Origin of the sequence: Stenotrophomonas maltophilia (assembly GCF_003970865.1) — a bacterium.
GTDB classification, from domain to species: Bacteria; Pseudomonadota; Gammaproteobacteria; order Xanthomonadales; family Xanthomonadaceae; genus Stenotrophomonas; species Stenotrophomonas maltophilia_AR.
This window is the reverse complement of sequence record NZ_RXLZ01000035.1, coordinates 1-25,642: the sequence shown is the minus strand read 5'-3', so window position 1 is coordinate 25,642 and position 25,642 is coordinate 1. Positions and strand designations below refer to the sequence as shown.

At 66.8% G+C, this 25,642-nt stretch carries 27 protein-coding genes; 14 read left to right on the top strand and 13 right to left on the bottom strand.

The genetic code is table 11. From position 1 onward, the window contains the following. Window positions 1-236: 236 nt before the first annotated feature. The 3 genes from EKL94_RS12905 to EKL94_RS12895 are packed head-to-tail and all read right to left on the bottom strand — an operon-like array spanning window position 237 to window position 1,812. Window positions 237-719, bottom strand: a complete 483-nt coding sequence (locus EKL94_RS12905; protein ID WP_126929394.1) for a GNAT family N-acetyltransferase — start codon at window positions 717-719, stop codon at window positions 237-239. A 59-nt stretch (window positions 720-778) separates the two neighbouring features. Next, window positions 779-1,453 (bottom strand): ribulose-phosphate 3-epimerase, encoded by a 675-nt coding sequence (gene rpe, locus EKL94_RS12900; RefSeq protein WP_005414702.1) that lies wholly within the window; start codon window positions 1,451-1,453, stop codon window positions 779-781. A gap of 29 nt (window positions 1,454-1,482) precedes the next feature. Beyond that, window positions 1,483-1,812, bottom strand: a complete 330-nt coding sequence (locus EKL94_RS12895) for a J domain-containing protein (protein ID WP_006399039.1) — start codon at window positions 1,810-1,812, stop codon at window positions 1,483-1,485. 141 nt (window positions 1,813-1,953) lie between these two features. Here EKL94_RS12895 and EKL94_RS12890 point away from each other — a divergent pair, with 141 nt between their 5' ends. The 8 genes from EKL94_RS12890 to EKL94_RS12850 all read left to right on the top strand — a co-directional run bounded on the left by EKL94_RS12890 (window position 1,954) and on the right by EKL94_RS12850 (window position 9,997). Further along, a complete protein-coding gene (locus EKL94_RS12890; protein ID WP_185830027.1) occupies window positions 1,954-2,880 on the top strand; it encodes a phosphoribosylaminoimidazolesuccinocarboxamide synthase in 927 nt (308 codons plus the stop codon). A 372-nt stretch (window positions 2,881-3,252) separates the two neighbouring features. Then, window positions 3,253-3,738, top strand: a complete 486-nt coding sequence (locus EKL94_RS12880) for an Mpo1 family 2-hydroxy fatty acid dioxygenase (protein ID WP_005411329.1) — start codon at window positions 3,253-3,255, stop codon at window positions 3,736-3,738. A gap of 333 nt (window positions 3,739-4,071) precedes the next feature. Further along, window positions 4,072-6,903 carry a monovalent cation/H+ antiporter subunit A gene (locus tag EKL94_RS12875; protein WP_126929391.1) on the top strand — a complete coding sequence of 944 codons (2,832 nt, stop codon included), beginning with the start codon at window positions 4,072-4,074 and terminating at the stop codon, window positions 6,901-6,903. Further along, complete coding sequence (locus EKL94_RS12870) at window positions 6,903-7,295, top strand: Na+/H+ antiporter subunit C (RefSeq protein ID WP_005419863.1); 393 nt, start codon at window positions 6,903-6,905, stop codon at window positions 7,293-7,295. Before EKL94_RS12875 ends, EKL94_RS12870 begins: the two co-directional genes overlap by 1 nt. Continuing rightward, window positions 7,292-8,827 carry a monovalent cation/H+ antiporter subunit D gene (locus tag EKL94_RS12865; RefSeq protein ID WP_126929390.1) on the top strand — a complete coding sequence of 512 codons (1,536 nt, stop codon included), beginning with the start codon at window positions 7,292-7,294 and terminating at the stop codon, window positions 8,825-8,827. Before EKL94_RS12870 ends, EKL94_RS12865 begins: the two co-directional genes overlap by 4 nt. Continuing rightward, window positions 8,824-9,330: a Na+/H+ antiporter subunit E gene (locus EKL94_RS12860; RefSeq protein WP_019338585.1), complete on the top strand. Its 507-nt coding sequence runs from the start codon at window positions 8,824-8,826 to the stop codon at window positions 9,328-9,330. Before EKL94_RS12865 ends, EKL94_RS12860 begins: the two co-directional genes overlap by 4 nt. Then, the gene (locus EKL94_RS12855; protein WP_005411334.1) at window positions 9,327-9,611 is read left to right on the top strand and encodes a K+/H+ antiporter subunit F; all 285 of its coding nucleotides are present in this window, start codon (window positions 9,327-9,329) and stop codon (window positions 9,609-9,611) included. Before EKL94_RS12860 ends, EKL94_RS12855 begins: the two co-directional genes overlap by 4 nt. Then, window positions 9,608-9,997 carry a Na+/H+ antiporter subunit G gene (locus tag EKL94_RS12850; protein WP_126929389.1) on the top strand — a complete coding sequence of 130 codons (390 nt, stop codon included), beginning with the start codon at window positions 9,608-9,610 and terminating at the stop codon, window positions 9,995-9,997. Before EKL94_RS12855 ends, EKL94_RS12850 begins: the two co-directional genes overlap by 4 nt. Window positions 9,998-10,281: 284 nt before the next feature. On the opposite strand, the gene EKL94_RS12845 is transcribed toward EKL94_RS12850, so the two are convergent. Both EKL94_RS12845 and EKL94_RS12840 read right to left on the bottom strand, forming a co-directional pair. Beyond that, window positions 10,282-11,247 (bottom strand): sodium:calcium antiporter, encoded by a 966-nt coding sequence (locus EKL94_RS12845; RefSeq protein ID WP_126929388.1) that lies wholly within the window; start codon window positions 11,245-11,247, stop codon window positions 10,282-10,284. 73 nt (window positions 11,248-11,320) lie between these two features. Then, the gene (locus EKL94_RS12840; protein ID WP_126929387.1) at window positions 11,321-11,953 is read right to left on the bottom strand and encodes a hypothetical protein; all 633 of its coding nucleotides are present in this window, start codon (window positions 11,951-11,953) and stop codon (window positions 11,321-11,323) included. A 125-nt stretch (window positions 11,954-12,078) separates the two neighbouring features. Here EKL94_RS12840 and EKL94_RS12835 point away from each other — a divergent pair, with 125 nt between their 5' ends. Further along, the gene (locus tag EKL94_RS12835; protein ID WP_126929386.1) at window positions 12,079-12,615 is read left to right on the top strand and encodes a hypothetical protein; all 537 of its coding nucleotides are present in this window, start codon (window positions 12,079-12,081) and stop codon (window positions 12,613-12,615) included. 84 nt (window positions 12,616-12,699) lie between these two features. On the opposite strand, the gene hmgA is transcribed toward EKL94_RS12835, so the two are convergent. Both hmgA and hppD read right to left on the bottom strand, forming a co-directional pair. After that, on the bottom strand, window positions 12,700-13,998 hold the full coding sequence (gene hmgA, locus EKL94_RS12830) for a homogentisate 1,2-dioxygenase (RefSeq protein WP_126929385.1): 1,299 nt from the start codon (window positions 13,996-13,998) through the stop codon (window positions 12,700-12,702). A gap of 85 nt (window positions 13,999-14,083) precedes the next feature. Then, window positions 14,084-15,196: a 4-hydroxyphenylpyruvate dioxygenase gene (hppD, locus tag EKL94_RS12825; protein ID WP_185830026.1), complete on the bottom strand. Its 1,113-nt coding sequence runs from the start codon at window positions 15,194-15,196 to the stop codon at window positions 14,084-14,086. A 66-nt stretch (window positions 15,197-15,262) separates the two neighbouring features. Here hppD and EKL94_RS12820 point away from each other — a divergent pair, with 66 nt between their 5' ends. Further along, window positions 15,263-15,820 carry a MarR family winged helix-turn-helix transcriptional regulator gene (locus tag EKL94_RS12820; RefSeq protein ID WP_005411341.1) on the top strand — a complete coding sequence of 186 codons (558 nt, stop codon included), beginning with the start codon at window positions 15,263-15,265 and terminating at the stop codon, window positions 15,818-15,820. A gap of 79 nt (window positions 15,821-15,899) precedes the next feature. Here EKL94_RS12820 and EKL94_RS12815 read toward each other — a convergent pair whose 3' ends face one another. The 4 genes from EKL94_RS12815 to EKL94_RS12800 all read right to left on the bottom strand — a co-directional run bounded on the left by EKL94_RS12815 (window position 15,900) and on the right by EKL94_RS12800 (window position 20,455). Beyond that, window positions 15,900-17,039, bottom strand: a complete 1,140-nt coding sequence (locus EKL94_RS12815; protein ID WP_126929384.1) for a hypothetical protein — start codon at window positions 17,037-17,039, stop codon at window positions 15,900-15,902. A gap of 234 nt (window positions 17,040-17,273) precedes the next feature. Then, complete coding sequence (locus EKL94_RS12810; protein ID WP_126929383.1) at window positions 17,274-17,879, bottom strand: thioredoxin family protein; 606 nt, start codon at window positions 17,877-17,879, stop codon at window positions 17,274-17,276. A 19-nt stretch (window positions 17,880-17,898) separates the two neighbouring features. Next, window positions 17,899-19,398, bottom strand: coding sequence for a peptide MFS transporter (locus EKL94_RS12805; protein WP_126929382.1), 1,500 nt, complete (start codon window positions 19,396-19,398; stop codon window positions 17,899-17,901). A gap of 181 nt (window positions 19,399-19,579) precedes the next feature. Further along, a complete protein-coding gene (locus EKL94_RS12800) occupies window positions 19,580-20,455 on the bottom strand; it encodes a tryptophan 2,3-dioxygenase (RefSeq protein ID WP_049417474.1) in 876 nt (291 codons plus the stop codon). A 335-nt stretch (window positions 20,456-20,790) separates the two neighbouring features. Here EKL94_RS12800 and pdhA point away from each other — a divergent pair, with 335 nt between their 5' ends. The 4 genes from pdhA to EKL94_RS12780 are packed head-to-tail and all read left to right on the top strand — an operon-like array spanning window position 20,791 to window position 24,667. Then, window positions 20,791-21,873: a pyruvate dehydrogenase (acetyl-transferring) E1 component subunit alpha gene (gene pdhA, locus EKL94_RS12795; RefSeq protein WP_099554048.1), complete on the top strand. Its 1,083-nt coding sequence runs from the start codon at window positions 20,791-20,793 to the stop codon at window positions 21,871-21,873. Then, complete coding sequence (locus EKL94_RS12790; RefSeq protein ID WP_005419896.1) at window positions 21,866-22,933, top strand: alpha-ketoacid dehydrogenase subunit beta; 1,068 nt, start codon at window positions 21,866-21,868, stop codon at window positions 22,931-22,933. The genes pdhA and EKL94_RS12790 overlap by 8 nt, the downstream gene beginning before the upstream one ends. A 1-nt stretch (window position 22,934) precedes the next feature. Beyond that, entirely contained in the window at window positions 22,935-23,288 is a 354-nt protein-coding gene (locus EKL94_RS12785) for an SH3 domain-containing protein (RefSeq protein WP_012512332.1), read from the top strand. Beyond that, window positions 23,285-24,667: a dihydrolipoamide acetyltransferase family protein gene (locus tag EKL94_RS12780; RefSeq protein WP_126929381.1), complete on the top strand. Its 1,383-nt coding sequence runs from the start codon at window positions 23,285-23,287 to the stop codon at window positions 24,665-24,667. The genes EKL94_RS12785 and EKL94_RS12780 overlap by 4 nt, the downstream gene beginning before the upstream one ends. 123 nt (window positions 24,668-24,790) lie before the next feature. Here EKL94_RS12780 and EKL94_RS12775 read toward each other — a convergent pair whose 3' ends face one another. Continuing rightward, window positions 24,791-25,177, bottom strand: a complete 387-nt coding sequence (locus tag EKL94_RS12775; RefSeq protein ID WP_126929380.1) for a VOC family protein — start codon at window positions 25,175-25,177, stop codon at window positions 24,791-24,793. 57 nt (window positions 25,178-25,234) lie between these two features. Further along, window positions 25,235-25,642: hypothetical protein (locus tag EKL94_RS22550; protein WP_221767984.1), on the bottom strand; the 408-nt coding region annotated here is incomplete at its 5' end.

Genomic DNA, 25,642 nt, shown 5'->3' with positions numbered 1-25,642 from the left:
TGCAGGGGAGCCGACGCGGTGCCGCAACCGTCATGTCATGCAGATGTCATTGCCGGCCCGGAGAATGGAAGGCCATAGCAGGGACGACGGATGGAGGCAGGATCAGCCTCCCACGCATGCAGCGAGGCCACGCCAGTGATTGGCGTGGCTTTTTTTTTGGGGTGTGCAGGGAGTGCGAACCAAGGTTCGCTCCCATCCGGTTGGTAGATCCACGCCATGCGTGGATACACTTCGCTTCAACCATTGGCGAAATCGTGCAGCGCCTGGCCCTGCAGCCGGTACACGGTCCACTCGTCCTGGGGCTTGGCGCCGGCAGCGGTATAGAACTCGATGGCCGGGGAATTCCAGTCCAGCACCGACCATTCGAAACGACCGCAGCCTTCGGCCACGGCCTGGCGTGCGATGTACTTCAGCAGCGCTTTGCCGGCACCGGCGCCGCGCTTTTCCTGGCTCACGTACAGATCTTCCAGGTAGATGCCCTTGCGGCCCAGCCACGTGGAGTAGTTGTAGAAGTACACGGCGTAGCCGATGGCCTCGCCGTCGGCTTCGCAGATCAGCGCGCGGGCGGTGGCATCGGCACCGAACAGGCTCTCGGCGATGCCGATCTCATCGGTCTGCACCGAATGCTCGGCCTTCTCGTAGATCGCCAGCTCACGGATGAAATGCAGGATCAGGCCGGCGTCGGCGACGGTGGCCGGGCGGATGTTCAACAGAGCCATGGGTGGAAAAGGGGGACGGAGGGAATTAAGCGAGCTTAATCCCCTCCGTCCCTTTTTTGTCAGCGTGCCGCAGCGACATTCGCGCGCATCTGCGCGATCACGTCCTGGTAGCTGGTCTTGGCGTTGAAGATGGCCGAACCGGCAACGAAGGTATCGGCGCCGGCGGCGGCGATCTCCCCGATGTTGTCGGCCTTCACGCCGCCGTCGATCTCCAGGCGGATGTCCTTGCCGCTGGCGTCGATCATCTTGCGCACCACCTTCAGCTTGTCCAGCGCCGAGGGGATGAAGGCCTGACCGCCGAAGCCCGGGTTGACCGACATCAGCAGCACCAGGTCCAGGTCGTCGAGCACCCAGTCGAGGATGTCCACCGGGGTGGCCGGATTGAGCACGATGCCCGGCTTGCAACCCAGCGAGCGGATCAGCTGGATGGTGCGGTGCACGTGGCGGCTCGCCTCCGGGTGGAAGCTGATGTAGGTGGCACCGGCCTCGGCGAAGTCCGGAATGATGCGGTCCACCGGCTCGACCATCAGGTGCACGTCGATCGGTGCGGTCACGCCGTGCTTGCGCAACGCCTGGCAGACCATCGGGCCGATGGTCAGGTTCGGCACGTAGTGGTTGTCCATCACGTCGAAGTGGACCCAGTCCGCGCCGGCGGCGAGGACGTTGTCGACTTCCTCGCCGAGGCGGGCGAAGTTGGCGGACAGGATGGAGGGGGCGATGAGGCAGTGGGACATGGCCGGGCCTTGCAACGAGGGGAAAGGGGTCAGCGCTTGCGCAGGGTCTTGATGCGATCGTAGGCGGCATTGATCCGCCGCGACTTCTGCTCGGCCTGCTGCTGCAGCTCGGGGGCGGCGCCGCCAAGCTTGTCGGGGTGGTACTGCGAGATCAGCTTGCGGTAGGCGCGCTCGACCTCGGCATCGGTGGCCTCGGAGGTCAGCCCCAGCTCCCGGTACGGATTCTCCTTGTTCAGGCGGAACCAGTCCGAATCGAATGCATGGCCGATCAGCAGGCCGATCACCGCGCCAAACAGCGGATTGGGCCGGAACAGCAGGGCGCCGGCGATGAATCCGAGCAGTTTTCCGTACCAGCGCATGGCGCTCCGGGGTCGACCGACGAAATGGACGCTCATTTTACGTCACAGCGGGCCCGGACGGCTTTACACTAGGCCGCCCGCTGGTCAGCGGGCCCGCCGGGTCCGTTGGGCAGCCGTATCGACAACGCCCCAGGAGTGCCCGTGCCAACCACGCTGTTGCAATCCGATCTCCCCGGCCTGCCCTTGCGCCACCGCGGCAAGGTGCGTGATGTGTTCGATATCCCGCGCGAGCGGCTGCCTGCAGGGACCCCGCCGGGCGACTACCTGCTGATGGTGGCCACCGATCGCCTGTCGGCGTTCGACGTGGTCCTGCCCGACCCGATTCCGGGCAAGGGCGAGATGCTCTGCCAGGTCTCCAACTTCTGGTTCGCCAAGACCGCGCACCTGATGCCCAACCACCTGACCGGCATCGACGTGGCCAGCGTGCTGCCCGAGGGCGTGGACCCGGCCCTGTACGCCAAGCGCGCGGTGGTGACCCGCAAGCTGAAGCCGGTGCCGGTGGAAGCGATCGCCCGCGGCTACCTGATCGGCAGCGGCTGGAAGGATTACCAGCGCACCGGCAAGGTCAGCGGCATCGACCTGCCCGACGGCCTGCGCCAGGCCGAGCAGCTGCCCGAGCCGATCTTCACCCCCTCGACCAAGGCCGCCGTGGGCGACCATGACGAGAACATCGATTTCGATGCGATGGTGAAGCAGGTCGGTGCGGAGCTGGCCGAGCGCGTGCGCGACGCCACCCTGCGCATCTACAAGTTCGCCGCCGATTACGCGCGCGAGCGCGGCATCATCCTGGCCGATACCAAGTTCGAGTTCGGTACCGACGCCGATGGCCGCCTGTACATCATGGACGAGATGCTGACGCCGGATTCCTCACGTTACTGGCCGGCCGACGAGTACGAAGTGGGCACCAGCCCGCCGAGCTACGACAAGCAGTTCGTGCGTGATTACCTGGAGACGCTGGACTGGGGCAAGACCGCCCCGGGCCCGACCATTCCGGCCGAAATCATTGAGCGCACCCGCGCCAAGTACGCCGAGGCGCTGCAGCGCCTGGCCGGGATCAGCGTCGACTGATCCCCCTGCGCCCCCCGCCGGAAAGGCCGGGGGGCGTTCTGAAAGGGGCGTGCCGGCCGCTGGCCGGCAACTTCGGCATGCCTGCAGCCAGGCATGGCCTGGCTCTACTGTCTGTGGCCTGGGGTAGTGCCGGCCGCTGGCCGGCAACCTCGGCGAACACCTGCAGCCAGGCATGGCCTGGCTCTACTGCCGGTTGCCCGGGTAGTGCCGGCCGCTGGCCGGCAACCTCGGCATGCCTGCAGCCATGCATGGCCTGGCTCTACTGCCGGTTGCCCCGGGTAGTGCCGGCCGCTGGCCGGCAACCTCGGCGAACACCTGCAGCCAGGCATGGCCTGGCTCTACTGACGGGTCCGGCGGGAGTATGCTGGCCGCATGCAGACATCCACCGAGCTTGCGCGGCCAATCGACCGCTATTTCGCCAGCTATTCCGACGACCACCGCAATGTGATCAACCAGCGCATCCACGTGGTGGCGGTACCGGCGATCCTGTGGTCGGTGGTGGCCCTGCTGTGGTGCCTGCCACCGCTGATCACCTGGTTCCAGTACGGCATCTGGTCGGCGTTCGCGATGTTCAGCGCCTGGTGCTTCTACAACAAGCTGTCGCGCCCGCTGGGCATCGGCATGCTCATCCAGTTCTTCGTGTTCGGCTGCCTGTGCAGGCTGCTGGAGGCCGAGATCGGCCTGCACAACCTGTTCTGGCTGGCGGTGGGCGTGTTCGTGGTGGCCTGGATCGCGCAGTTCATCGGCCACAAGTTCGAGGGCCGCAAGCCCAGCTTCCTGACCGACCTGACCTACCTGCTGATCGGCCCGGCCTGGGTGATGGCCAAGTTCTACCGAAAGCTCGACTGGCGCTACTGACCTGCCCATGGCCGACGGCGCCCATCGTTTCCTGAACGGGCAGATTCCGTCACCCGCACTCCACGACGGCCCTGCCAGCCTGCGCCGGTGACTCGCTCCCCACTTCCCGCCCGTCGACGGCAGCCCCTGTGCGACAGGGCCTGCGGTCTCCCTGCGTGGGCGTAGGGTGTCCCCCGAGGGCAACCGGGGAGGGACTGCAGGAACGCGATGCTGCACCGCAGAAAAAATGAATCAGCGAACGTTACATGCAATTGATCGCTGTTCGATGGGTTTCGGCGACATTTCGCGGCCTGTTATTCTCCCTGACCTGCTCGTGAATCATGGATTCCCTGCATGCTCCCCAGCCTGCCCCTGCTGCTGGCCCTGCCGTTCCTGATGGCAGCGGCTGTTGCGGCCTTCCCCCGTAGTTCGCGCTCGACTGCTGCCTGGCTGGCGGCGCTGGCGCCGTTGGGCGGACTGGCCATCCTCGGCTGGCTGACCCCGTCCGTACTCGATGGCCAGGTGGTCCGCACCCTGGTCCCCTGGCTGCCGCAGATCGGCCTGGACTTCACCCTGCGCCTGGACGGGCTGGCCTGGATGTTCGCCGGGCTGGTGCTGGGCATCGGCGCGCTGGTGGTGCTGTATGCGCGCTACTACCTGAGCCAGCAGGACAACGCGCACCGCTTCTACTGCTACCTGCTGCTGTTCATGGGCGCCATGCTGGGCATGGTGCTGTCGGGCAACCTGCTGTTGCTGATGATCTTCTGGGAAATGACCAGCATCAGCTCGTTCCTGCTGATCGGCTTCTGGTCGCACCGCCAGGACGCCCGCGAAGGCGCGCGGATGGCGCTGGTGATCACCGGCGGCGGCGGCCTGGCCCTGCTCGGTGGCGTGCTGCTGATCGGCCGCATCGTCGGCAGCTTCGACCTGGACGTGGTGCTGGCCGCCGGCGAGCAGATCCGCGCCAGCGCGCTGTACCCGTACGCGCTGTTCCTGGTGCTGGCCGGCATCTTCACCAAGAGCGCGCAGTTCCCGTTCCATTTCTGGCTGCCGCACGCGATGGCGGCGCCGACCCCGGTCTCGGCCTACCTGCACTCGGCCACCATGGTGAAGGCCGGCGTATTCCTGCTGGCGCGCCTGCACCCGGCGCTGGCCGGCAGCGACCTGTTCTTCTATACGGTCAGCGGCATCGGCGCGCTGACCCTGCTGATCGGTGCCTGGAATGCGATCTTCCAGCACGATCTGAAAGGCCTGCTGGCCTACTCGACCATTTCCCATCTGGGCCTGATCACCCTGCTGTTCGGGCTGTCCACGCCGATGGCGGTGGTGGCCGGTGTGTTCCACATCCTCAACCACGCCACCTTCAAGGCCTCGCTGTTCATGGCCGCCGGCATCATCGACCACGAGACCGGCACCCGTGACATGCGCAAGCTGGGTGGCCTGCGCAGGCTGATGCCGTTCACCAGCGCGCTGGCGATCATCGCCTCGCTGGCGATGGCCGGCATTCCACTGCTCAACGGCTTCCTGTCCAAGGAAATGCTGTTTGCCGAGGCCCTGACCGCCGGTGGCGGCCCAGGTGCGATGCGCACGGCGGTGTCGGTCGCCGCGCTGCTGGCCGGCGTACTGGGCGTGGCCTACAGCCTGCGCTTCGTGCACGACACCTTCTTCGGCCCCGGCCCGCACGACCTGGATCGCGTGCCGCATGAGCCGCCGCGCTGGATGAAGGTGCCGGTGGAGCTGCTGGTGGTGATCTGCGTGGCCGTGGGCGTGGCCCCGGCACTGACCGTGGCGCCGGTGCTGCATGCCGCAGCCGCCTCGATCCTCGGCAATGCCATGCCCGAATACAGCCTGGCGGTATGGCACGGCTTCAACCTGCCGCTGGCGATGAGCGCGATCGGCGTGGTCGGTGGCGTGGCGCTGTACTTCGGCCTGCGCAAGCTGATCAACCTGCATGGCGTGGAAACCCGCACCACCGGCCGCAACGTGTTCCATGCGCAGCTGGATGCCCTTTCCGCGCTGGCCATGCGCCTGACCAACGGCATCGCCAATGGCAGCCTGCAGCGCATGCTGCTGGGCCTGGTGCTGGTGGCGATCGCCGTCGCCGCCGCGCCGTTCGTGGCCAACCCGGCCTCGCCGAACTGGACCGCGCCGCAGCCGATCCCGCTGCTGGGCTGGGTGCTGTGGCTGGTGATGATGGCCTGCGCCGTTGCCACCCTGCGCGTCTACAAGCAGCGCCTGCTGGCGGTACTGCTGGTGGGCGGTGTCGGCCTGATGGTGGCGCTGACCTTCGTGTTCCTGTCCGCACCCGATCTGGCCCTGACCCAGTTGCTGGTGGAGATGGTCACCCTGGTGCTGATGCTGCTGGGCATGAACTACCTGCCTGCGCAGTCCGGTCCGGAACGGCCGCGCTGGCGCAAGCGCCGCGATGCGGTGATCGCGATCATCGCCGGTGCCGGCCTGGGTGCGCTGGCCTATTCGGCCATGACCCTGCCACCGAACACCATGGCCGGCGAGCTGCTCGCCCGTGCGTTGCCCGAGGCCTACGGCCAGAACGTGGTCAACGTGATCCTGGTCGACTTCCGCGGCTTCGATACCTTCGGCGAGATCACCGTGTTCGGCATCGCCGCGCTGGTGGTACATGCGCTGCTGCGGCGCACGCGGATGGCGCCGGAACAGATCATGCCCGGCCCGCCGATCAAGCTGCCGGTGCCGGCCGACCTGGCGCAGATCATGTTCCCGCTGACGCTTACCGTGTCGATCTTCCTGTTCCTGCGCGGCCACAACGCGCCGGGCGGTGGCTTCATCGCCGGCCTGGTGCTGGCGGTGCCGCTGCTGATCCAGTACGTGATCCAGGGCACCGCGTCGGTGGAATCGCGCTTCGGCTTCGACTACATCCGCTGCATCGGCATGGGCCTGCTGATCGCCCTGCTCAGCGGCAGCGCCTCGATGCTGTTCGGCGTGCCGTTCCTGACCAGCGGCCACCTCGACCTGCACCTGCCGTTGATCGGCGACGTGCCGCTGGCCAGCGCGATTGGTTTTGACATCGGCGTGTATCTGGTGGTGTTCGGCGGCGCCATGCTGATGCTGTCGATGATGGGCACGATCAAGCCGTCGCGTACCCGCACTGCCCGCAAGGGTGAGATCGACCTGCAACGCCGTTCGGCCCGCACCGGGGAGATGCACTGATGGAACTGGCCCTGGCTACCGCGATCGGCGTGCTGACCGCCATCGGCATCTACCTGCTGCTGCGCGCGCGCAGCTTCGATGTGATCCTCGGCATGACCTTCCTGTCCTACGCCACCAACCTGCTGATCTTCGCCGGTGGCCGCGTGGTGCTGGGCAAGGCGCCGGTGCTGCAGGAGGGCGTGGACAGCCACCTCGGCAACTACACCGACCCGCTGCCGCAGGCGCTGGTACTGACCGCGATCGTGATCGCCTTCGCGATGACCGCAGTGAGCATCGTGCTGGCCATGCGCAGCCGCAGCGACAACCACAGCGACCATGTGGACGCCCACGAGCCGGATGACGACCTGCAGGATGAGCGTGTGCCGCCGCGCCAGGGCGAGGACCGCGCATGAACCACCTGGTGATCCTGCCGATCCTGATTCCGCTGCTGGGTGCTGCACTGTCGCTGTTCGTCGAACACCGCCGCTATGGCCCGAAGGTACAGCGCGCGGTGGCCTGGACCGCGCTGTCGGCGCTGGCGCTGGCGGTGGGCCTGCTGTATGCCACCACCGCCAGTGGTGAGATCAACGTCTACCTGCTCGGCGACTGGCCGTCGCGGCTGGGCATTGCGCTGGTGGCCGACCGGCTGTCGGCGTGGATGCTGCTGACCACCCTGCTGCTGGCCATTCCCTGCCTGCTGCACGCCTGCTCGGGTTGGGACCGCCGCGCGCCGCACTTCCACGCGCTGTTCCAGTTCCAGCTGGTCGGCCTCAACGGTGCGTTCCTGACCGGCGACATCTTCAACCTGTTCGTGTTCTTCGAGGTGATGCTGATCGCCTCCTACGGCCTGCTGCTCAGTGGCGGCCGTGGCCTGCGCATGCGCATCGGCCTGCACTACGTGGTGTTCAACGTCACCGCCTCGACCCTGTTCCTGATCGCACTGGGCCTGCTGTACGCCTCGCTGGGTTCGCTGAACATGGCCGAGCTGTCGCAGCGCATCGCCGAGGTGCCGCCGGCGCAGCTGACCCTGGTGAAGGCGACGATGGGCCTGTTGCTGCTGGTGTTCTGCGCCAAGGCCGCACTGATACCGCTGTACCTGTGGTTGCCGGAAGCCTATTCGCGCGCGCCGGCCGCCGTGGCCGCGCTGTTCGCGATCATGACCAAGGTCGGCCTGTATTCGGTGCTGCGCATCCAGATGCTGTGGTTCGGCGACGATGCCGGCGCGATGGCCGGCTATGGCCGCGACTGGCTGCTGTGGGCCGGCGTGGCAACGCTGGTGCTGGGCGGCCTGGGTGCGCTGGCCGCAACCCGCCTGCGCGTGCTGATCTCCTACCTGGTGATCGTGTCGGCAGCCACGCTGTTCATCGCCTTCTCTGTGGGCACGCCGCAGGTGCTGTCGGCCGGCCTGTACTACCTGCCACACAGCAGCTTCGTCGCCGCCGCGCTGTTCCTGATTGCCGACCTGATCCGCCGCCGACGCGGTGGTGCCAGCGACCGCAAGGAAGTGGTAGCGCCGATGCCGGGCAAGGAAACGCCGGCGGTGCTGTTCCTGATCGGCGCGGTGTCGGTGGCCGGCCTGCCGCCGCTGTCCGGCTTCCTGGCCAAGGCCGCGCTGCTGGCCGGCATGCCGGCGCAGTACACCGCCCCGGTCTGGACTGCGGTGCTGGTCAGCAGCCTGCTGGTGATCATGGGCCTGACCCGCGGCGGTATCCGCCTGTTCTGGCGCGTGCCGCCCGTCGAGGCAGATGCACCGAAGCCGCGCAAGGCACGCCTGCGCCGGGTCGAGCTGTACGCGGCCTGCATCCTGCTGGCCTACGGCATCGGCATGACCCTGGCCGCTGCACCGCTGATGCGCTACACCGACGCCACCGCCGCACAGCTGCTGCAACCCAGCGAGTACGTGCAGCAGTTGCGCGCGACCACGCCGGAGATCCGCCAGCCATGACCGCCCAGCGCTCCCTGTTCCGCCGCGTCATTCCCTCGCCGATGCTCAGCATCATGGTGGTGGCGTTCTGGCTGCTGATGTCCGACAGCTTCACCCTCGGCCAGATCGTGCTGGGGCTGGTACTGGGCGTGGTGGTGCCGCTGTTTGCCGCACGCCTGGACCGCGAGTTTGCCCGCATCGGCACCCTGCGCCCGCTGCCCAAGCTGCTGTGCGTGACCCTGTGGGACATCCTGATGTCCAACATCCGCGTCGCCATCCAGGTGCTGGGCCCGGAGAAGAACATCCACCCCGGGTTCATCTGGTTGCCGCTGGACATCGCCAACATCCACGGCATTGCCGCGCTGACCAGCATGATTACCCTGACCCCGGGCACGGTCTCGGCCGCGCTCAGTGACGACCGCAAGTTCCTGCTGGTGCATGTGCTGCACCTGGAGGACCCACAGGACCTGATCGATACGATCAAGCGCCGTTACGAGGCGCCGTTGATGGAGATCTTCCCATGACCGGTTTTGAAGTCATCCAGACCACCCTGGTGGTGTGCATGCATGTGGTCGGCCTGGCCATGCTGCTGGCCACCTGGCGCCTGCTGCGCGGGCCGACCGTGCCCGACCGCATCCTCGCGCTGGACACCCTGTCGGTGACCGCGATCGCCGAGCTGATGCTGTTCGGCATGTACCTCAACTCGCCGATCTACTTCGAGGCGGCGCTGATCATCGCCATGCTCGGCTTCGGCAGCACCGTGGTGCTGAGCAAGTTCGTGCTGCGCCGGGACATCGTCGAATGATCACCGCGATCCAGATCGGCTTGTCGATCCTGCTGCTGTTCGGCTGCTTCTTCATCCTGGTCGGCGCACTGGGCCTGGTGAAGCTGTCCACCTTCTTCAAGCGCCTGCACGCGCCGACCAAGGCCAGCACGCTGGGCGTGGGCTGCGTGCTGGTGTGTTCGGTCTGCTACCACATCTTCCTCGGCCAGGACCCGCAGCCGCGCGAGCTGCTGATCACCGTGTTCCTGTTCATCACCGCGCCGATCAGCGCACACATGATGGCCAAGGCCGCGCTGTCGCTGCTGATGGAAACCCGCCCCAGCCTGCCCGGCAACGAGCCGGCCGCCGAAGAGCAGCTGCCGCCGCCGGAACCGGTGCGGGAAGAAGAAACCACGCAGAGCCGATAATTCCGGTAGAGGCCGACCTTGGTCGGCGCTTTGTTTCCCGGAGTGCAAACCAAGGTTGGCACCCACCGGGTGATCGGTGGTGGGTGCCGACCGTTGGTCGGCACGAAATCATGCGCATCCACGCATGGCGTGGATCTACCGACCGCAATGCCCGGTAGGTGCCGACCTTGGTCGGCGCTTTGTTTCCCCGAGTGCCAACCAAAGTTGGCACCCACCGGGTGATCGGTGGTAGGTGCCGACCGTTGGTCGGCACCGAACCAACCGCATCCACGCATGGCGTGGATCTACAACGCCGGTGCGCCTACCAGCAGCAGCTCCAGCACGAACCAGCCAACGAACGCGACCAGCAGGATCGCGCCTTCGCCTCGGCTGATCTTCAGGTCGCCGCGCAGCATCGGGTACAGCACCAGCGCGAAGGCCAGCAACGCCGGCAGTTCCAGGCGCACGAACGAGGCCGGCAGCGCCAGCGGCTGCAGCACCGCCATCGCACCAATTACCAGCAACAGGTTGACCACGCTGGAACCCAGTACGTGACCCAGCACCATGTCGCCATGACCACGGCGTGCGGCAGCAATGGCGGTTGCCACCTCCGGCAACGCGGTGCCGATCGCTACCGGCAACAGGCCGACCAGCAGCGGCGTCCAACCCAGGGCTGCGCCGAAGTCCGCCGCGGCCCCCACCACCAGGCGTGCGCCCCAGTACAGGGCCAGCGCGGCGATCAGCACCCGCAGCACGTTCAACGGCAGGCTGGTGCGGCTCAGTGCGGACTCGGCGATGGCCGCCTGCACCTCGGCGCTCTCGCTACGACCACGGCGCAGCAGCAGCACCTGCACCACGATGAAGCCGGCCAGCAGTACGCCGCCCTCCCAGCGTGCGAGTCCGCCATCAAGACCGAACAGGATCAGCAGCACGCCGGCCGCCAGCAGCGACCACCACAGCACCGTCTGCAGGCGCGCGCGCAGCAGCAGTGGCGCAGCCATGGCCGCCACGGCCAGGGTCAGGCCCAGGTTGACGATGCTGCTGCCCACCGCGTTGCCCAGTGCCAGCTCCGGTTGGCCCACCGCCAGCGCGCGCGCATTGACCGCCAGTTCCGGCAACGAGGTGGTCACCCCGAGCAGCAGCAGCCCGGCAGTGAACGGGCTGGCCCCGAAGCGCTGGGCCAGGCCGGACACGGCCTTGACGATGGAGTCCCCGCCCAGCGCCAGCAACAGCAGGCCGAGCAGGAACCAGGCAATGGCAATGGCGATCATCGAGCACTCCCCCAGCAGTGGTGGCGCGATTCTACGCTTGGCCCAAGCGCGTGGCTGGGCGGTGGATCAAGGATCAGCCACAACCTTCTGCATAGTCGACCTGCGGGGTCTGCCCGACACGCCAGGCACCCACCCGGCCATCGGCACCGAGTGCGAAGTCGATCACCGACCCGCCCTCCTGCGCCGGCCGCACACGCAGGTGCTGGGCCTTCTCGTCGTACTTGTCGGGGCCGACGTCACCGCGCTCGGGATACAGCACCTGCAGCTCGCCCAGGGTCATGCCGACCTTCCCGCCGCCCGGTGCGGTGATGGCGGCGCTGCGCACGTCGTAGCGCACCAGCTTGCGGCCCTCGATCATCAGGCGCGGGTCTTCGGCATCCTGCGGGCGCAGGAAGTAGCAGCCGTCGTTGCCGTCGTCGGCCGGCAGCGGCTTGCCGCTGGTGTCGGTGCCCAGCCCCTGCAGCGGCGTGCCGAAGCCGGCGCGGACCTCGGCGATGCCGGTGCCCAGCTTCGCACCGGCGAAGCCGTCCAGGTGCGCCGGGCTGTCGGTGCGGGGATCGGCCGGCGACCGGGTCGCCAGATCGGCATCAGCTGCGGCGGCAGCCGGCGTAGCGCCCTTGGCCGGGGCATCAGCAGGTGTCTCAGGCGTGCGGTTGCAGGCAGTGAGCGACAACAACAGCAGACCAGCAATCGGGAGGTGCTTCATCGGTGCGGTTCCCTGGCACGAAGGTGGCTGCACGCTAGCGCAAGGTGCGTGCAGGCGCTGCATTGTCATCGCCGTTTCATCGCCTTCGTTCAGGCTCGGCGTGCACCGACTTGGCTGTCCCTTCCATGCAACCGCGCAAGACCGATCTCGCCCGAACCGCGCTGCAGGCCCACCGCGCGCCGCTGGACATGCGCCAGCGCAGGCTGCTGATCCTGTGCGACGGTCAACGCAGCATTGCCGAACTGACCAGCCTGCTCGGCCCGGAGGCGCCGGCGATGGTCATCCAGCTGGTGCAGGCGGGGTACCTGAGCACCGGCACGGGCGCCACGGCCCCAGCACCATCGCCCGCGGCCGCGGTAGCGCCGGTGCCCACATCGCCGGCAGCCACACCTGCTGCACCTGTGGTCGAACGCCGCCGCTCGCTGGTGGCCGCGCGCATCTATGTGCTGGGCATCCTGGAGATGCAGCGGCACCCGCAGGCAGCAGCATTGTTCCGCGACCTGCAGCAGGCGCGCGCGGAAGACGAGGTGCTGCAGCGGCTGCAATCGGCGATGCAGATGCTGCCCGGGCTGACCTCGGATGGCTATTGCCAGCGCGTGCGCCAACGCCTGCTGGAGGCGCTGCCGCTGGAGCATTGCGACGCGTTCGCCGAGGCCGCCTGAAGAAAAAGGGGACGGAGGGGATTAAGTCGTTTCAAGCACACGTGCGCTTGAAACGACTTAATCCCCTCCGTCCCCTTTTCCGGGTCAGCGGAAGTTGTTACGCAGGCCGTTCCAGCACTGCTGGTAATCGCCCTGGCGGTGACCGGCGGCCAGCGCCTGTGCGGTCGGGCGGATCACTGCGCGGGTCTCGAACATGAAGGCCATCGTGTCCTTGATCACATCGGCCTTGGACAGATCGGCATTGGAGGCCTTGTCGAAGGTCGGCGCATCCGGGCCGTGACCGCTCATGCAGTTGTGCAGCGACGCGCCGCCCGGCACGAAGCCTTCGGCCTTGGCGTCGTAGGCGCCATGCACCAGCCCCATGAACTCGCTGGCGATGTTGCGGTGGAACCACGGCGGGCGGAACGTGTTCTGCGCCACCAGCCAGCGCGGCGGAAAGATCGCGAAGTCCATGTTGCTGGTCCCCGGCGTGTCGCTGGGCGAATGCAGCACCAGGAAGATCGACGGATCCGGGTGGTCGTAGCTGATCGAACCGATGGTGTTGAAGCGGCGCAGATCGTAGCGGTACGGCGCGTAGTTGCCGTGCCAGGCCACCACGTCCAGCGGCGAATGGTCGATCGGTGCACGCCACAGTCGGCCCTCGAACTTGGCGATCAGTTCGAAATCACCATCAATGTCCTCGAACGCCGCGTGCGGGGTTTCGAAGTCGCGCGGGTTGGCCAGGCCGTTGGAACCGATCGGGCCGAGGTCGGGCAGCTTCAGCAGCGCACCGTAGTTCTCGCAGATGTAGCCGCGGCTGGGGCCATCGGGCAGTTCAACGCGGAACCGCACGCCGCGCGGAATCACCGCGATCTGCTGCGGCTCGATCTCGATCACGCCCAGCTCGGTCAGCAGGCGCAGCGCGCCCAGCTGCGGCACGATCAGCAGCTCGCCATCGGCGTCGTAGAAGTAGCGGCCGACCATGTCGCGGTTGGCGGCATAGAGGTGGATGCCCACGCCGGCATGCGCGTCGGGCGAGCCGTTGCCGCCCATCGTGTACAGGCCTTCGACGAAGTCGGTCGGCAGCTGCGGCAGCGGCAGCGGGCTCCAGCGCAGCTGATTCGGCGAGGCCGGCTGTGCGCCGAAATCACACTGCAGCTGCGACTGCGCGAACGGAGTGAATTCGCCATGGGTCACCGCCGGACGGATCCGGTACAGCCAGCTGCGGCGATTGCTGCCGCGCGGCGCGGTGAACGCGGTGCCGGTCAACTGTTCGGCGTACAGGCCGTGGGCCACCTTCTGCGGTGAGTTCTGCCCGACCGGCAGCGCGCCGGCGACGGCCTCGGTGGCGAATTCGTTGCCGAAGCCGGACTGGTAGCCGCGGGCGGTGATGGCGGGGGACATGGGAACTCCAGAGATTGCCGGCCAGCGGCCGGCACTACCATTCGGACAGGCAATGCCGGCGGGAAGCCGGCATTGCCTGCAGACCTTACAGCACGCCGCGGCGGATCTGGTCGCGCTCGATGCTCTCGAACAGCGCGGTGAAGTTGCCTTCGCCGAAGCCTTCGTTGCCCTTGCGCTGGATGATCTCGAAGAAGATCGGGCCGATGCAGTTCTGGGTGAAGATCTGCAGCAGCTTGCGCTGGTGGGTTTCCGGATCGGCATCGATCAGGATCTTGTTCTTCGCCAGGCGCGCCACGTCTTCACCGTGGTTCGGTACCCGCTGGTCGATCACGTCGAAGTAGGTCTCCGGCGTATCGAGGAAGTCCACGCCCTGCGCGCGCATCGCTTCAACGGTCTCGTAGATGTTCTCGGTGAAGCAGGCGATGTGCTGGATGCCCTCGCCCTTGTACGCATCCAGGTACTCGTTGATCTGGCTCTTCGGGTCGGACGATTCGTTCAGCGGGATGCGCACGATGCCATCCGGCGCGGTCATCGCCTTGGACACCAGGCCGGTCTTCAGGCCCTTGATGTCGAAGTAGCGGATCTCGCGGAAGTTGAACAGACGCTCGTAGTAGTCCGACCACTGCTGCATGTTGCCGAAGTACAGGTTGTGGGTCAGGTGGTCGATGAAGGTCAGGCCGAAGCCCACCGGGTGCAGGTCGGCACCGGCGATCGGCTCGTAGTCGCCGTCGAAGATGCTGCCGGCGCTGCCGTAACGATCGACCAGGTACAGCATGCAGTCGCCGATGCCCTTGATGATCGGCGCGCTGACCGCCTTGCTGTCCGGCTTGAAGGCGATGGCTTCGGCGCCGTTGCCCAGCGCGGTCTGGTAGACCTCCTGGCCCGGCTTCTTGAAGCGAATGGCGAAGCCGCAGGCGCACGGACCGTGCTTTTCAGCGAAGTCCGAAGCGAACGAATCGGGGTCTTCATTGACCAGGAAGTTGACGTCGCCCTGGCGATAGACGGTAATCGGACGCTGCTTGTGCTTGAGCACCGCGCTGAAGCCCATCTTCCGGAAGTACTCGTGCAGCTCCTGGCCACGGCCGGCCGGGGCGGCGAATTCGACGAACTCGAAGCCGTCGATGCCCATCGGGTTCTCGAAGGTGGTGACCTGCATGCCGGGGTTGGGGTGCGAGGCGGTCGGGACTGCGGTATTCATGGCGTGGCTCCGAATCGGTACCGCATCGGTACAAACCAGGTGCGGGCAGGTAGGGACCCGGCGAGAATGCAGGGTCTGGACCTACCCCTTATAGTTACACTTGAAACCACCAGCAAGGTGCACCGCAACATGAGCCCCGCCGATCCCGTTTCGACCCGCCTGCGTTCCTCGCACGTCCTGCTCGACCTGGAACAGTTCCTGCCGTATCGGCTGAGCGTGCTGTCCAACCGGGTCAGCGGCAACATCGCCAAGCTATATGGCGATCGTTACGGTCTGGCGATCCCCGAATGGCGGGTGATCACCATCCTGGCGCTGTACCCGGGCTCCTCGGCCAGCGAGGTCTCCGACCGCACGGCGATGGACAAGGTGGCGGTCAGCCGCGCCGTGGCCCGCCTGCTTGAGCGCGGCTTCATCAAGCGCGAGACCCACGGCGACGACCGCCGCCGCTCGGTGCTGGCGCTGTCGGCAGCCGGCTTCGAGGTGTACGAGACCATCGCGCCGATGGTGATCGAGATCACCCGCAAGCTGATGTCGGTGCTGAGCGAAGAGGAAGAGCAGGTGCTGGAGAAGCTGATCCTGCGCCTGGCCGGCGAAGGCCTGGAGCGGATGGGCGAAGGGGTCTGAGCAAAAAGGGGACGGAGGGGATTAAGTCGTTTTGAGCACATCTGTGCTGATTGCGGCTTAATCCCCTCCGTCCCTTTTTTCAACTCAGATGCTTGCGGCGTGCATGGATCCACGGCACCGCCAGTGCGGCAATGGCACCGCCGGCGAAGCCGAGCGAGGCGGCAACCGTGGCCGCTTCGACCGCCCCCGGCAGCGCCAGCGCGGCAGCTACGAGCAGCAGCGACGGCAGGCCGACGAAGGTACCCAGGAAGAAGTGCCAACGCGGCGACCAGGTGTTGAGCTGCAGCAGGCTGACCGGCTGCCAGGCGTCGGATGCGGCATCTTCGGCGATCTTCGCCACCGCCTTGGCCAGGTCCACTTCCGGCAGCGCGCGCCCCTGCCGTGCGGTCGCCAGCAGCTCGGCCACCGCCTCCACCGGCGGGAAACTGGACGGCCACGCAACCGGCGCCGGGACGCCGTAGGCGGTCAGCAGCGGCACGCTCAGCCACGGCGCCACCAGCAGGCGCATGCGGCGGCGGCCATGCACGCACCAGATCTGCGGCTGGCCGTGCGCAGTGACGCTGTACAGCGCCAGTTCGTTGGCCGGCGGATAGCCGAGCATGGTCACCCGTGCCGCCAGGCTGTCCTGGCCCATCGCGCGCAGGAAACCGGGGCGGCTGCGCCCTTCCTGCATCCACGCCAGCCCCAGTGCACCCACCAGATACGCCTCGGCCACGTCCTTGCTGCCGGCGGTGGCGCGTTCGTCACTGGCCAGGTACCAGGCCAGCGATTTCGGTTCGGCGACATCGTCCAGGCCCCAGCGGCTGTCGTCACCCAGCACATGGCGCACCGGCAGGCGGGCAGGCGCGGTCTCACCACGCTCGCCTGGCTGCAGGAACGGCAGCACGCCCTGGATGAAGGTGGACAGTTCGATCGCGCGCACGCCATGGCCCTGCCATTCCGGCGGCAGCAGCCCGGCCAGCTGGCCGTCGGCGGCCAATGCATCGAGCCGTGATTTCTGCTCGACCAGTTTCTGCACCGCACCCTTCAGCACGACGTTGTCGGGCAGCGCGATCTGCGGCAGGCGGTGGCGCGGCGGCGCCAGTTCAACGGTGTCGTCGCCGGTACCGGCATCATCCAGCAGCGCCTCCTGCGGGGGCAGGGTCACGCCCTCGCCTGCCCCAGCCTCGGCCAGGTCGCTGGCAGGTTCGGGCAATCGTTCGGCGTGGTCGCTGTGCATGGGCGTTCCGGAAGGTTGCATCGACGGGATGTCGACTGAGGTCCTTGCCGGTAACGGCGAGCGCGTTGCGATATTGAGATGCCGATTCCGGGAATGTGACCGCAACCACAGTAGATCCACGCCATGCGTGGATGCGACCCGACATCAGTGCCGACCAACGGTCGGCACCCACCGGGGTTGGCGGTCAGCGGTCGGCACCCACCAGAGCTTGCCGGCCAGCGGCCGGCACTACCCCTATTCCGGTTTGTCAGGCGCCCACTGCTTGAGGAACGCGGTCACCCGCGCAGGCTGGAAGGCTTCGCCCTTGCGCAGCTCGCCGGTGGCCTGCGACACCAGCAGTCCGCCATCGGCATCGAGTACCAGCAGATACGGGTAGTCGCGCTCCATCATCGGGAACTGGGCGAAGAAAGTGGTGTTGGGCTGTTCGTCGCTGGCGTTGACCTTCACCCACACGTAGTGGGCATCGCGGAAGCGGCGCAGGTCGCCGTTGCCTTCCACCACCTCGTCCAGCGCCCGGCAGCGGTCGCAGGCGGCGTTGCCGACCTCGAGCAGGATGCGCTTCTTGCCGCGCTGCGCTTCCACCTTGGCGGTGGCCAGGTCGTCGGCGGGGTTGCGGGCCGGATCGAACTGCGCGCCGAGCCCGGCGATGGCGGCGATGTCCGCCGCCACCGGGGTGTTGCCCGAGGCCACCGGTTCGCTGGGGTCAGCGACCGGTGGCTCGGTGGGTCGGGTATCCAGAGGCTGCGTAGGCTCGGCGGCTGCAGGCGGTTGCGGTTGGGAACAGGCGCCGATCAGCGCCGCACAGACCACCACCATTGCACCACCGAGCTTGCTACGCATGCCTTCTACCCTCTCATCATTACTTGACGCCGTGCATCAGCTTGTTGATCAGCGGGGCGACCAGGAACAGCACCACGCCGGAGCCGATCAGGGCCCAGAACCCGAAGGTATACCCCTTCAGGGCCGACTCGACCGTCATGCCGCCTTCACCACTGACCACGCCAGCGAAGATGCCCGACAGGTTGTTGCCGATGCCGGTGGACAGGAACCAGCCACCCATGCCGAAGCCAACCAGGCGCACCGGGGCCAGCTTGGTCACCATCGACAGGCCGATCGGCGACAGGCACAGCTCACCCACGGACTGGATGACGTAGACCATGAACAGGGTCCAGAACGGGATCTTGCCGTCCACGACCATCTGCGACAGCGCATACATCAGCAGGGCGAAGGCGGCGCCGTTGAACAGCAGGCCCAGGCCGAACTTGCGCGGAATGGACGGATTGGCGCGGCCCAGGGCCACCCAGATCCAGGCGATGATCGGCGCCAGGGTGATGATGGCCACCGAGTTGACCGACTGGAACCACGCGGTCGGGAAGGTCCAGTCACCCATCTGGCGGTTGACGATGTTCTCGGCCAGGAAGGTGAACGAGCTGCCGGCCTGTTCGAAGAACATCCAGAACATCACGTTGAAGGCGAAGATGATCAGCATGGCGATCACGCGGTCGCGCTGCACCTTGCCCTCGCGGATGCCCTCGACCAGCAGCAGGATGGCCAGCGCGGTGAACATCGCACCCAGGATCCAGGCCAGTGCGGTGGCGCCGGTGGCCAGCAGGAAGTAGGCGACCGGGATGGCGACCACGGCGCCGACAAGCACCATGATGATGCGGCCGAAACCTTCAGCGCCGGCCGGCGGTGCACCGATGCCCTTCAGGCCGGCGCGACCGATGTAGAACCACACCAGCGAGATCAGCATGCCCACGCCGGAGGCGATGAACACGACCTTGTAGGACGGCATCGCATCGGTACCGAAGACCTTGCGGGCCAGGTACTCGGTCAGCACCGGGGCGATCATCGCGCCGATGTTGATGCCCATGTAGAAGATGGTGAAGCCCGAATCGCGGCGCTCGTCCTTCAGGCCGTACAGCTTGCCGACCATGGTCGAGATGTTGGGCTTGAACAGGCCGTTGCCGACGATGATCGTGGCCAAGCCGAGCTTGAAGATGTGCTCCTGCGGCAGCGAGATCATGAACAGGCCGGCGGCCATGATGATCGCGCCGGTCAGGATCGATCGCTGATAGCCCAGTACCCGGTCGGCCACGTAGCCACCGAAGATCGCTGCGGCATACACCAGGGCCAGGTAGGCGCCGTAGATGCGGCTGGCATCGCCTTCACCGGCAGCGCTGCCGTTGTAGAACTGGGCGACGATGTACAGCACCAAGGCCCAACGGATGCCATAGAACGCAAAGCGCTCCCAGAACTCGGTCATGAACAGCATCCACAACGGGCGCGGGTGGCCCAGCGTGGTCTTGAAGTCCGGCAGCGCCGGCTCTGGGGTGTTCGCAGTGGCGTTTAGGCTCATGCGGATTTCCTGGTTCGGTGGATGACGAGCACGTCCGATGTGCAGTTGGAGCAACGCGCGAGGATCACCGACTTCTGGCGTTCACGTCAAATACACGCCATTTGAGGCAGGTGCCAGCCTGCTCTCTGAACTTGCATCTGAAACGATCCAGCCGCCGGCCGGGATCCAAGCTGAATACGGATCAGCCCTGTTCTGCCGGGGGCGCGGCCTGCAGGCTGGTGCGCACCTGGAACAGTTCGGGGAAGAAGGTCAGTTCCAGCGCCTTGGCCAGGAAGCCCACGCCGGACGAGCCACCGGTGCCGCGCTTGAAGCCGATCACCCGCATCACGGTGCGCATGTGTCGGAATCGCCACAGCTGGAAGGCGGTCTCCAGGTCCACCAGGTCCTCGCACAGCGAGTATTCGCGCCAGTAGCGGTCGGTATCCTGGTAGATGCGTTCGAAGACCGGCTGCAGTGCGTCGTCGGCCACATGCGGCTGGGTCCAGTCATGGGCCTCGTAGACCGCCGGCACGGCATGGCCGAAGCGGGCCAGGTACTTCAGGAATTCCTCGTACAGGCTGGGCGCCTCCAGCACGGTGCGCAGCTGCGCCTGCCCGGCCGCATCGTGCTCGAACACCTGCAGCATCTGCGCGTTCTTGTTGCCCAGCAGGAACTCGATGTAGCGGTACTGCAGCGACTGGAAGCCCGACGACGGGCCCAGCACGTCGCGGAAGCCCATGTACTCGGACGGCGTCAGCGTTTCCAGCACCGACCACTGCTCGGTCAGCTGGCGCAGCACCTGCTTGCTGCGCGCCAGCACCTTGCGGCACTGCCAGACTTCATCGCGCTGCAGGAAGCCGATTGCGGCACGCAGCTCATGGCCCAGCAGCTTCAGCCACAGCTCCGAGGTCTGGTGCTGGATGATGAAGAGCATCTCGTCATGGTGCGGCGGGTTGGACAGCGGCTGCTGCGCGCTGAGCAGCTGGTCCAGCCGCAGGTAGCCGCCGTAGGTCAGGCGTCCCTGCAGGTCGGTGTGGATGCCGGCTTCGAGATCGCGTTGGTTGTTGTCGACGGACATGGGCGGGACCAGATCGGGGGCGGCAAGGGTAGCGCGTTGCCGCCGCGCTGGCAGCCGCCAGATCCATACCCGGGCGTGCGGTTGGCCGTGGAGCATCGACCGATCCCGGGCCTGCGCGTGGAACCGTCCAGGCCGTTGTACTGGCGGTCAGCCAGAGGCGTATTCTGATGCTTTGCAGCAACGACTGAATACGTTGTTGTTATTGGCCCCCCACCCGCCGGCAGGGGTAAAACGGGGAATCGCCGTGTTGCGGCGCAGGAAGGCTATTCCGTACGCGTTCCTTAACATGGCGATTCATATCATTTGTAACTTCTCTGTCGAAGGTGCAGTACGCAATGACGGTTGCCGCTGAATTCAAGATCGAATACCTGCAGTACCTGGATACGGACGGCACGCTCGTCCGCGATGACCTGCCCGCGTCGCTGCGCGACCCCAAGGTCCTGGTACCGCTGTTCAAGCAGATGCTGTTCGTACGTACGTTCGACAGCAAATCCATCGCGCTGCAGCGCACTGGCAAGCTCGGCACCTATGCCGCCTGCCTGGGCCACGAAGCCGCGCACGTGGGTATCGGCGCGGCGATGCAGAAGGACGACGTGTTCGCACCTTCGTACCGCGAGTACGGCGCGATGTTCATGCGTGGCGTGCGCCCGCACGACGTGCTGATGTACTGGGGCGGCGACGAACGCGGCAACGATTACGGCGGCAACGCGGCCAAGGACTTCCCGTTCTGTGTGCCGATTTCCACCCAGTGCCTGCATGCCGCCGGCGCGGCGCTGAAGTTCAAGCTCAACAAGGAAGCGCAGATCGCGGTGGCCGTGTGCGGCGACGGCGGCAGCTCCAAGACCGACTTCTACGCAGCACTGAATTCGGCCGGCGCCTACAAGCTCCCGCTGATCCTGTGCATCGTCAACAACGGTTGGGCCATCTCGGTCCCGCGTTCGGCCCAGACCGGTGCCGAAACGCTGGCGCAGAAAGGCCTGGCCGGCGGCCTGCACTGCCTGCAGGTGGACGGCAACGACCTGATCGCAGTGCTGGCGGCAATGGAGCAGGCGCGCGAACGTGCGCTGGCCGGCGACGGCGGCACCGTGCTGGAACTGATGACCTACCGTCTGTCCGACCACACCACCGCCGATGACGCGCGCCGTTACCGCGACGACGCCGAAGTGAAGGATGCCTGGCAGCGTGAGCCGATGCTGCGCCTGCGCAAGTACCTGATCAACGCCGGTGTGTGGAGCGAAGACGAAGAGACCGCCTGGGTTGCCGAGTGCGGCAAGCGCGTGGACGAGGAAGTGAACCTGTACCTCAACACGCCGGTGCAGCCGGTCGAGGCGATGTTCGACTTCCTGTATGCCGATCCGCCGCCGGACCTGCTGGCCCAGCGTGCCCAGGCGATCGCCCTGGAGAAGCGCCATGGATGAGATCAAGAACGGCGCGCCCGGCGCGCACACCAACGCCGCCGACAGCGCTGCCGTCGCGCGCGGAGATGACAGCATGACCACCACCCCGATCACCCTCATCGAAGCCATCACCCAGGCGCTGGCCTGGGAGCTGGAACACGACCCGTCGGTGCTGGTGCTGGGCGAAGACGTGGGCGTCAACGGCGGCGTGTTCCGCGCCACTGCCGGTCTGCAGCAGCGCTTCGGCTCGGACCGCATCCTCGACACCCCGCTGGATGAAACCACCATCGCCGGCCTGACCATCGGCCTGGCCGCACAGGGCATGAAGCCGGTGGCCGAAGCCCAGTTCGACGGCTTCATGTACCCGATGGTCGACCATATCGTCTGCCACGCCGCACGCCTGCGTTACCGCACGCGTGGCCGCCTGCACTGCCCGATGGTGCTGCGCGTGCCGTGGGGCGGTGGCATCCGCGCACCGGAACACCACAGCGAAGCCAACGAGGCGATCTTCACCAACGTGCCGGGCCTGCGCGTGGTGCTGCCGTCGTCGCCGCAGCGCGCCTACGGCCTGCTGCTGGCCGCGATCCGCGAACCGGATCCGGTGATCTACATGGAGCCCAAGCGCATCTACCGCCAGTACAAGGAAGTGGTCGTCAACGACGGCGAAGCCTTGCCGCTGGACGTCTGCTTCGTGCTGCGCGATGGCACCGACGTGACCCTGGTGACCTGGGGCGCGCAGGTGAAGGAAGCGCTGGAAGCGGCCGACAAGCTGGCCGGTGAAGGCATCAGTGCCGAAGTCATCGACGTGGCCACGCTGCGTCCGCTGGACTTCGCCACCATCGCCGAATCGGTGGCCAAGACCGGCCGCTGCGTGATCGTGCAGGAGGCCCCGAAGACCGCGGGCTTCGGCGCCGAGATCGCCGCGCGCCTGGCCGAGGAATCGATCTACGACCTGCTGGCCCCGGTCGAGCGCGTCACTGGCTACGACACCCACATTCCGCTGTTCCGCCTGGAAATGAAGTACCTGCCGAGCGTTGAGCGGATCGTGGCTGCGGCCAAGCGCGCGGTGGCGGCCGGCTGACATGCGGGCCCGCCTTCTGGGGGCTTACCGCAGCCAGTATCCCAACCCGCTCCGGTTCCGCACCGGCCAGATCGTCGAAGTAGGTGTCCGTGACGAGGAATGGCCGGCGTTTGCCTGGGTACGCACCAACGATGGGCGCGCTGGATGGGCGCCCATCGCCTGGTTGCAGCTGCTGGACGAGGGTCGCGCCGAAGCCCTGTGCGACTACGACGCCCGCGAGCTGGATGTGGAAAGCGGCGAGATGGTGAAGCTTCATCACGAACACGGCGGGTGGTGGTGGTCCGAGCGCGCCAATGGCGCGACGGGTTGGCTGCCGGCCCGCGAACTGGAACTGCTGGAAGAGAACTGCAAATGAGCCAGACCAAGAACTTCAACCTGCCCGACCTGGGCGAAGGCCTGCCGGACGCGACCATCGTCGAGTGGTTCGTCAAGGAAGGCGATGTGATCAAGCTGGACGAGCCGCTGGTCTCGATGGAGACCGCCAAGGCCGTGGTGGAAGTGCCCTCGCCGTTCTCCGGCAAGGTGCTGAAGCTGTCCGGCGGCGCCGGCGACATCATCCCGACCGGCTCGGTGCTGGCCAGCTTCGAGCTGGACCCGAACCTGCCGCAGCGTGCCGATGGCCAGGACACCGGCCACAGCCATGGCCACGCCGCGCCGGCTGCGGCACCGACCCCGCCGCCGCTGCCGGCTGCACCGGTCGCCGCGGAAGAAGCCAAGCCCGCCGCGGCCGAGCGTGATGACGCCGGTACTGTGGTCGGCGCCATGCAGAGCTCCAATGCCGTGCACGCCGAACAGGCGCTGGCCGTCGGTGGCGTCAAGGCCGTGCCGGCCGTGCGTGCGATGGCGCGCAAGCTGGGCGTGGACCTGAGCCGCGTGGCCGCTACCGGCACCGATGGCGCGGTCACCATGGCCGACGTCAAGCAGGCTGCCGCCAACGGCACCGCCAAGCTCGGCGCTGCTCCGGCGCCGGTCGCTGCCGCCGCGTATGCCGCGCCGGCCCCGGCGCAGGTATCTGCCCCGGTGCAGAGCGAAGCCCGCACCCCGCTGTCCGCCGCCGGCAAGCCGATGCGCACCCAGCCGCCGGGCGTGGTCGCCAAGGGCCAGCCGGAACCGCTGAAGGGCGTGCGCCGCAACATGGCCCGCGTAATGGCCGATGCGCACAGCAAGGTGGTGCCGACCACGCTGAACGACGACGCCGACATCCATGCCTGGCTGCCCGGCAACGACGTCACCGCCCGCCTGGTGCGTTCGATCGTGGTCGCCGCGCAGAAGGTGCCGGCGATGAACGCCTGGTTCGACGGTGAAGCGCTGACCCGTACCCTGCACGCGCAGGTGGACATCGGCATCGCCGTGGACACCGACGACGGTCTGTTCGTGCCGGCGTTGCGCAATGCCGACATGCTCGATGCACGTGGCATCCGCGAAGGCGTCAACCGCCTGCGCGAGCAGGTGGAATCGCGTTCCATCGCCGCCTCGGAACTGAGCGGCTACACCATCTCGCTGTCCAACTTCGGCATGTTCGCCGGCCGCTACGCGACCCCGGTCGTGGTGCCGCCGTGCGTGGCCATCGTCGGTGCCGGTCGTGCCCGCCACCAGATGACCCCGGTGATGGGCGGCGTGGAAGCGCACAAGGTGATCCCGCTGTCGGTCACCTTCGACCACCGTGCAGCCACGGGTGGTGAAGCCGCCCGCTTCCTGCGCGCGATGATGGACGACCTGGCGCTGGCCAGCTGATCGGCCACCTTATCGGTGGGTGCCAACCGTTGGTTGGCACATGAACTGGAAAAACGCCGGGCACTGCCCGGCGTTTTTTTTGCCCGCATCCACGCATGGCGTGGATCTACGCAATGCGGGCGATCAATTGCGCGCCACCAATCCCTCGGCGCGGCTGTACACACGCAGGCGGTGGCCATCAGGATCTGCCCCGACAAAGGTATGGCCGAACTCCAGCGTCACCGGCGCCTGCAGGATCTGCACGCCGAGCGCGCGCCAGGCATCGTGCATCTGCTGCACAGCCTCCGGGTTGGCCACCACCATCGCCAGTTCCGCGGCACCGGCCTGCGCGGATACCTGTGGCTGCACGTCGTCACGCTGCCACAGGCCCAGTGCGGCGCCATCGCCGAGCAGGAACAGGGCAAAGCCGGGCGACAGCTCGACCGGTGGCTTGCCGAGGATGCCGCTGTAGAAAGTGGCGCTGGCGGCGACGTCGCGCACGTACTGCATCAAGGTGCTGGGCTTGAACATGGGGAAGCTCCGTTGTTGGGAGCGCTTATGGTGGAACGCACCTGCTGACAGATTCTGTCAGTAGCGGCGAGCGTGCTCGACGTCTGTTGCCCTTGCCCTGGTAGAGGTCGAGCTTGCTCGACTGCCGTTGCCTTGCCCTGGTAGAGGTCGAGCTTGCTCGACTGCTGTTGCCTTGCCCTGGTAGATGTCGAGCTTGCTCGACTGCCGTTGCCTTGCCCTGGTAGAGGTCGAGCTTGCTCGACTGCTGTTGCCTTGCCCTGGTAGATGTCGAGCTTGCTCGACTGCTGTTGCCTTGCCCTGGTAGATGTCGAGCTTGCTCGCCTGCCGTTGCCTTGCCTTGGTAGAGGTCGAGCTTGCTCGACTGCTATTCGCGAAGATCAAGGGCAGTCGAGCAAGCTCGACATCTACCAGGAGCAAAGAGCAAAGGCCACCACCCCATCCCACCAGCAGCACGAAGCGAAACAC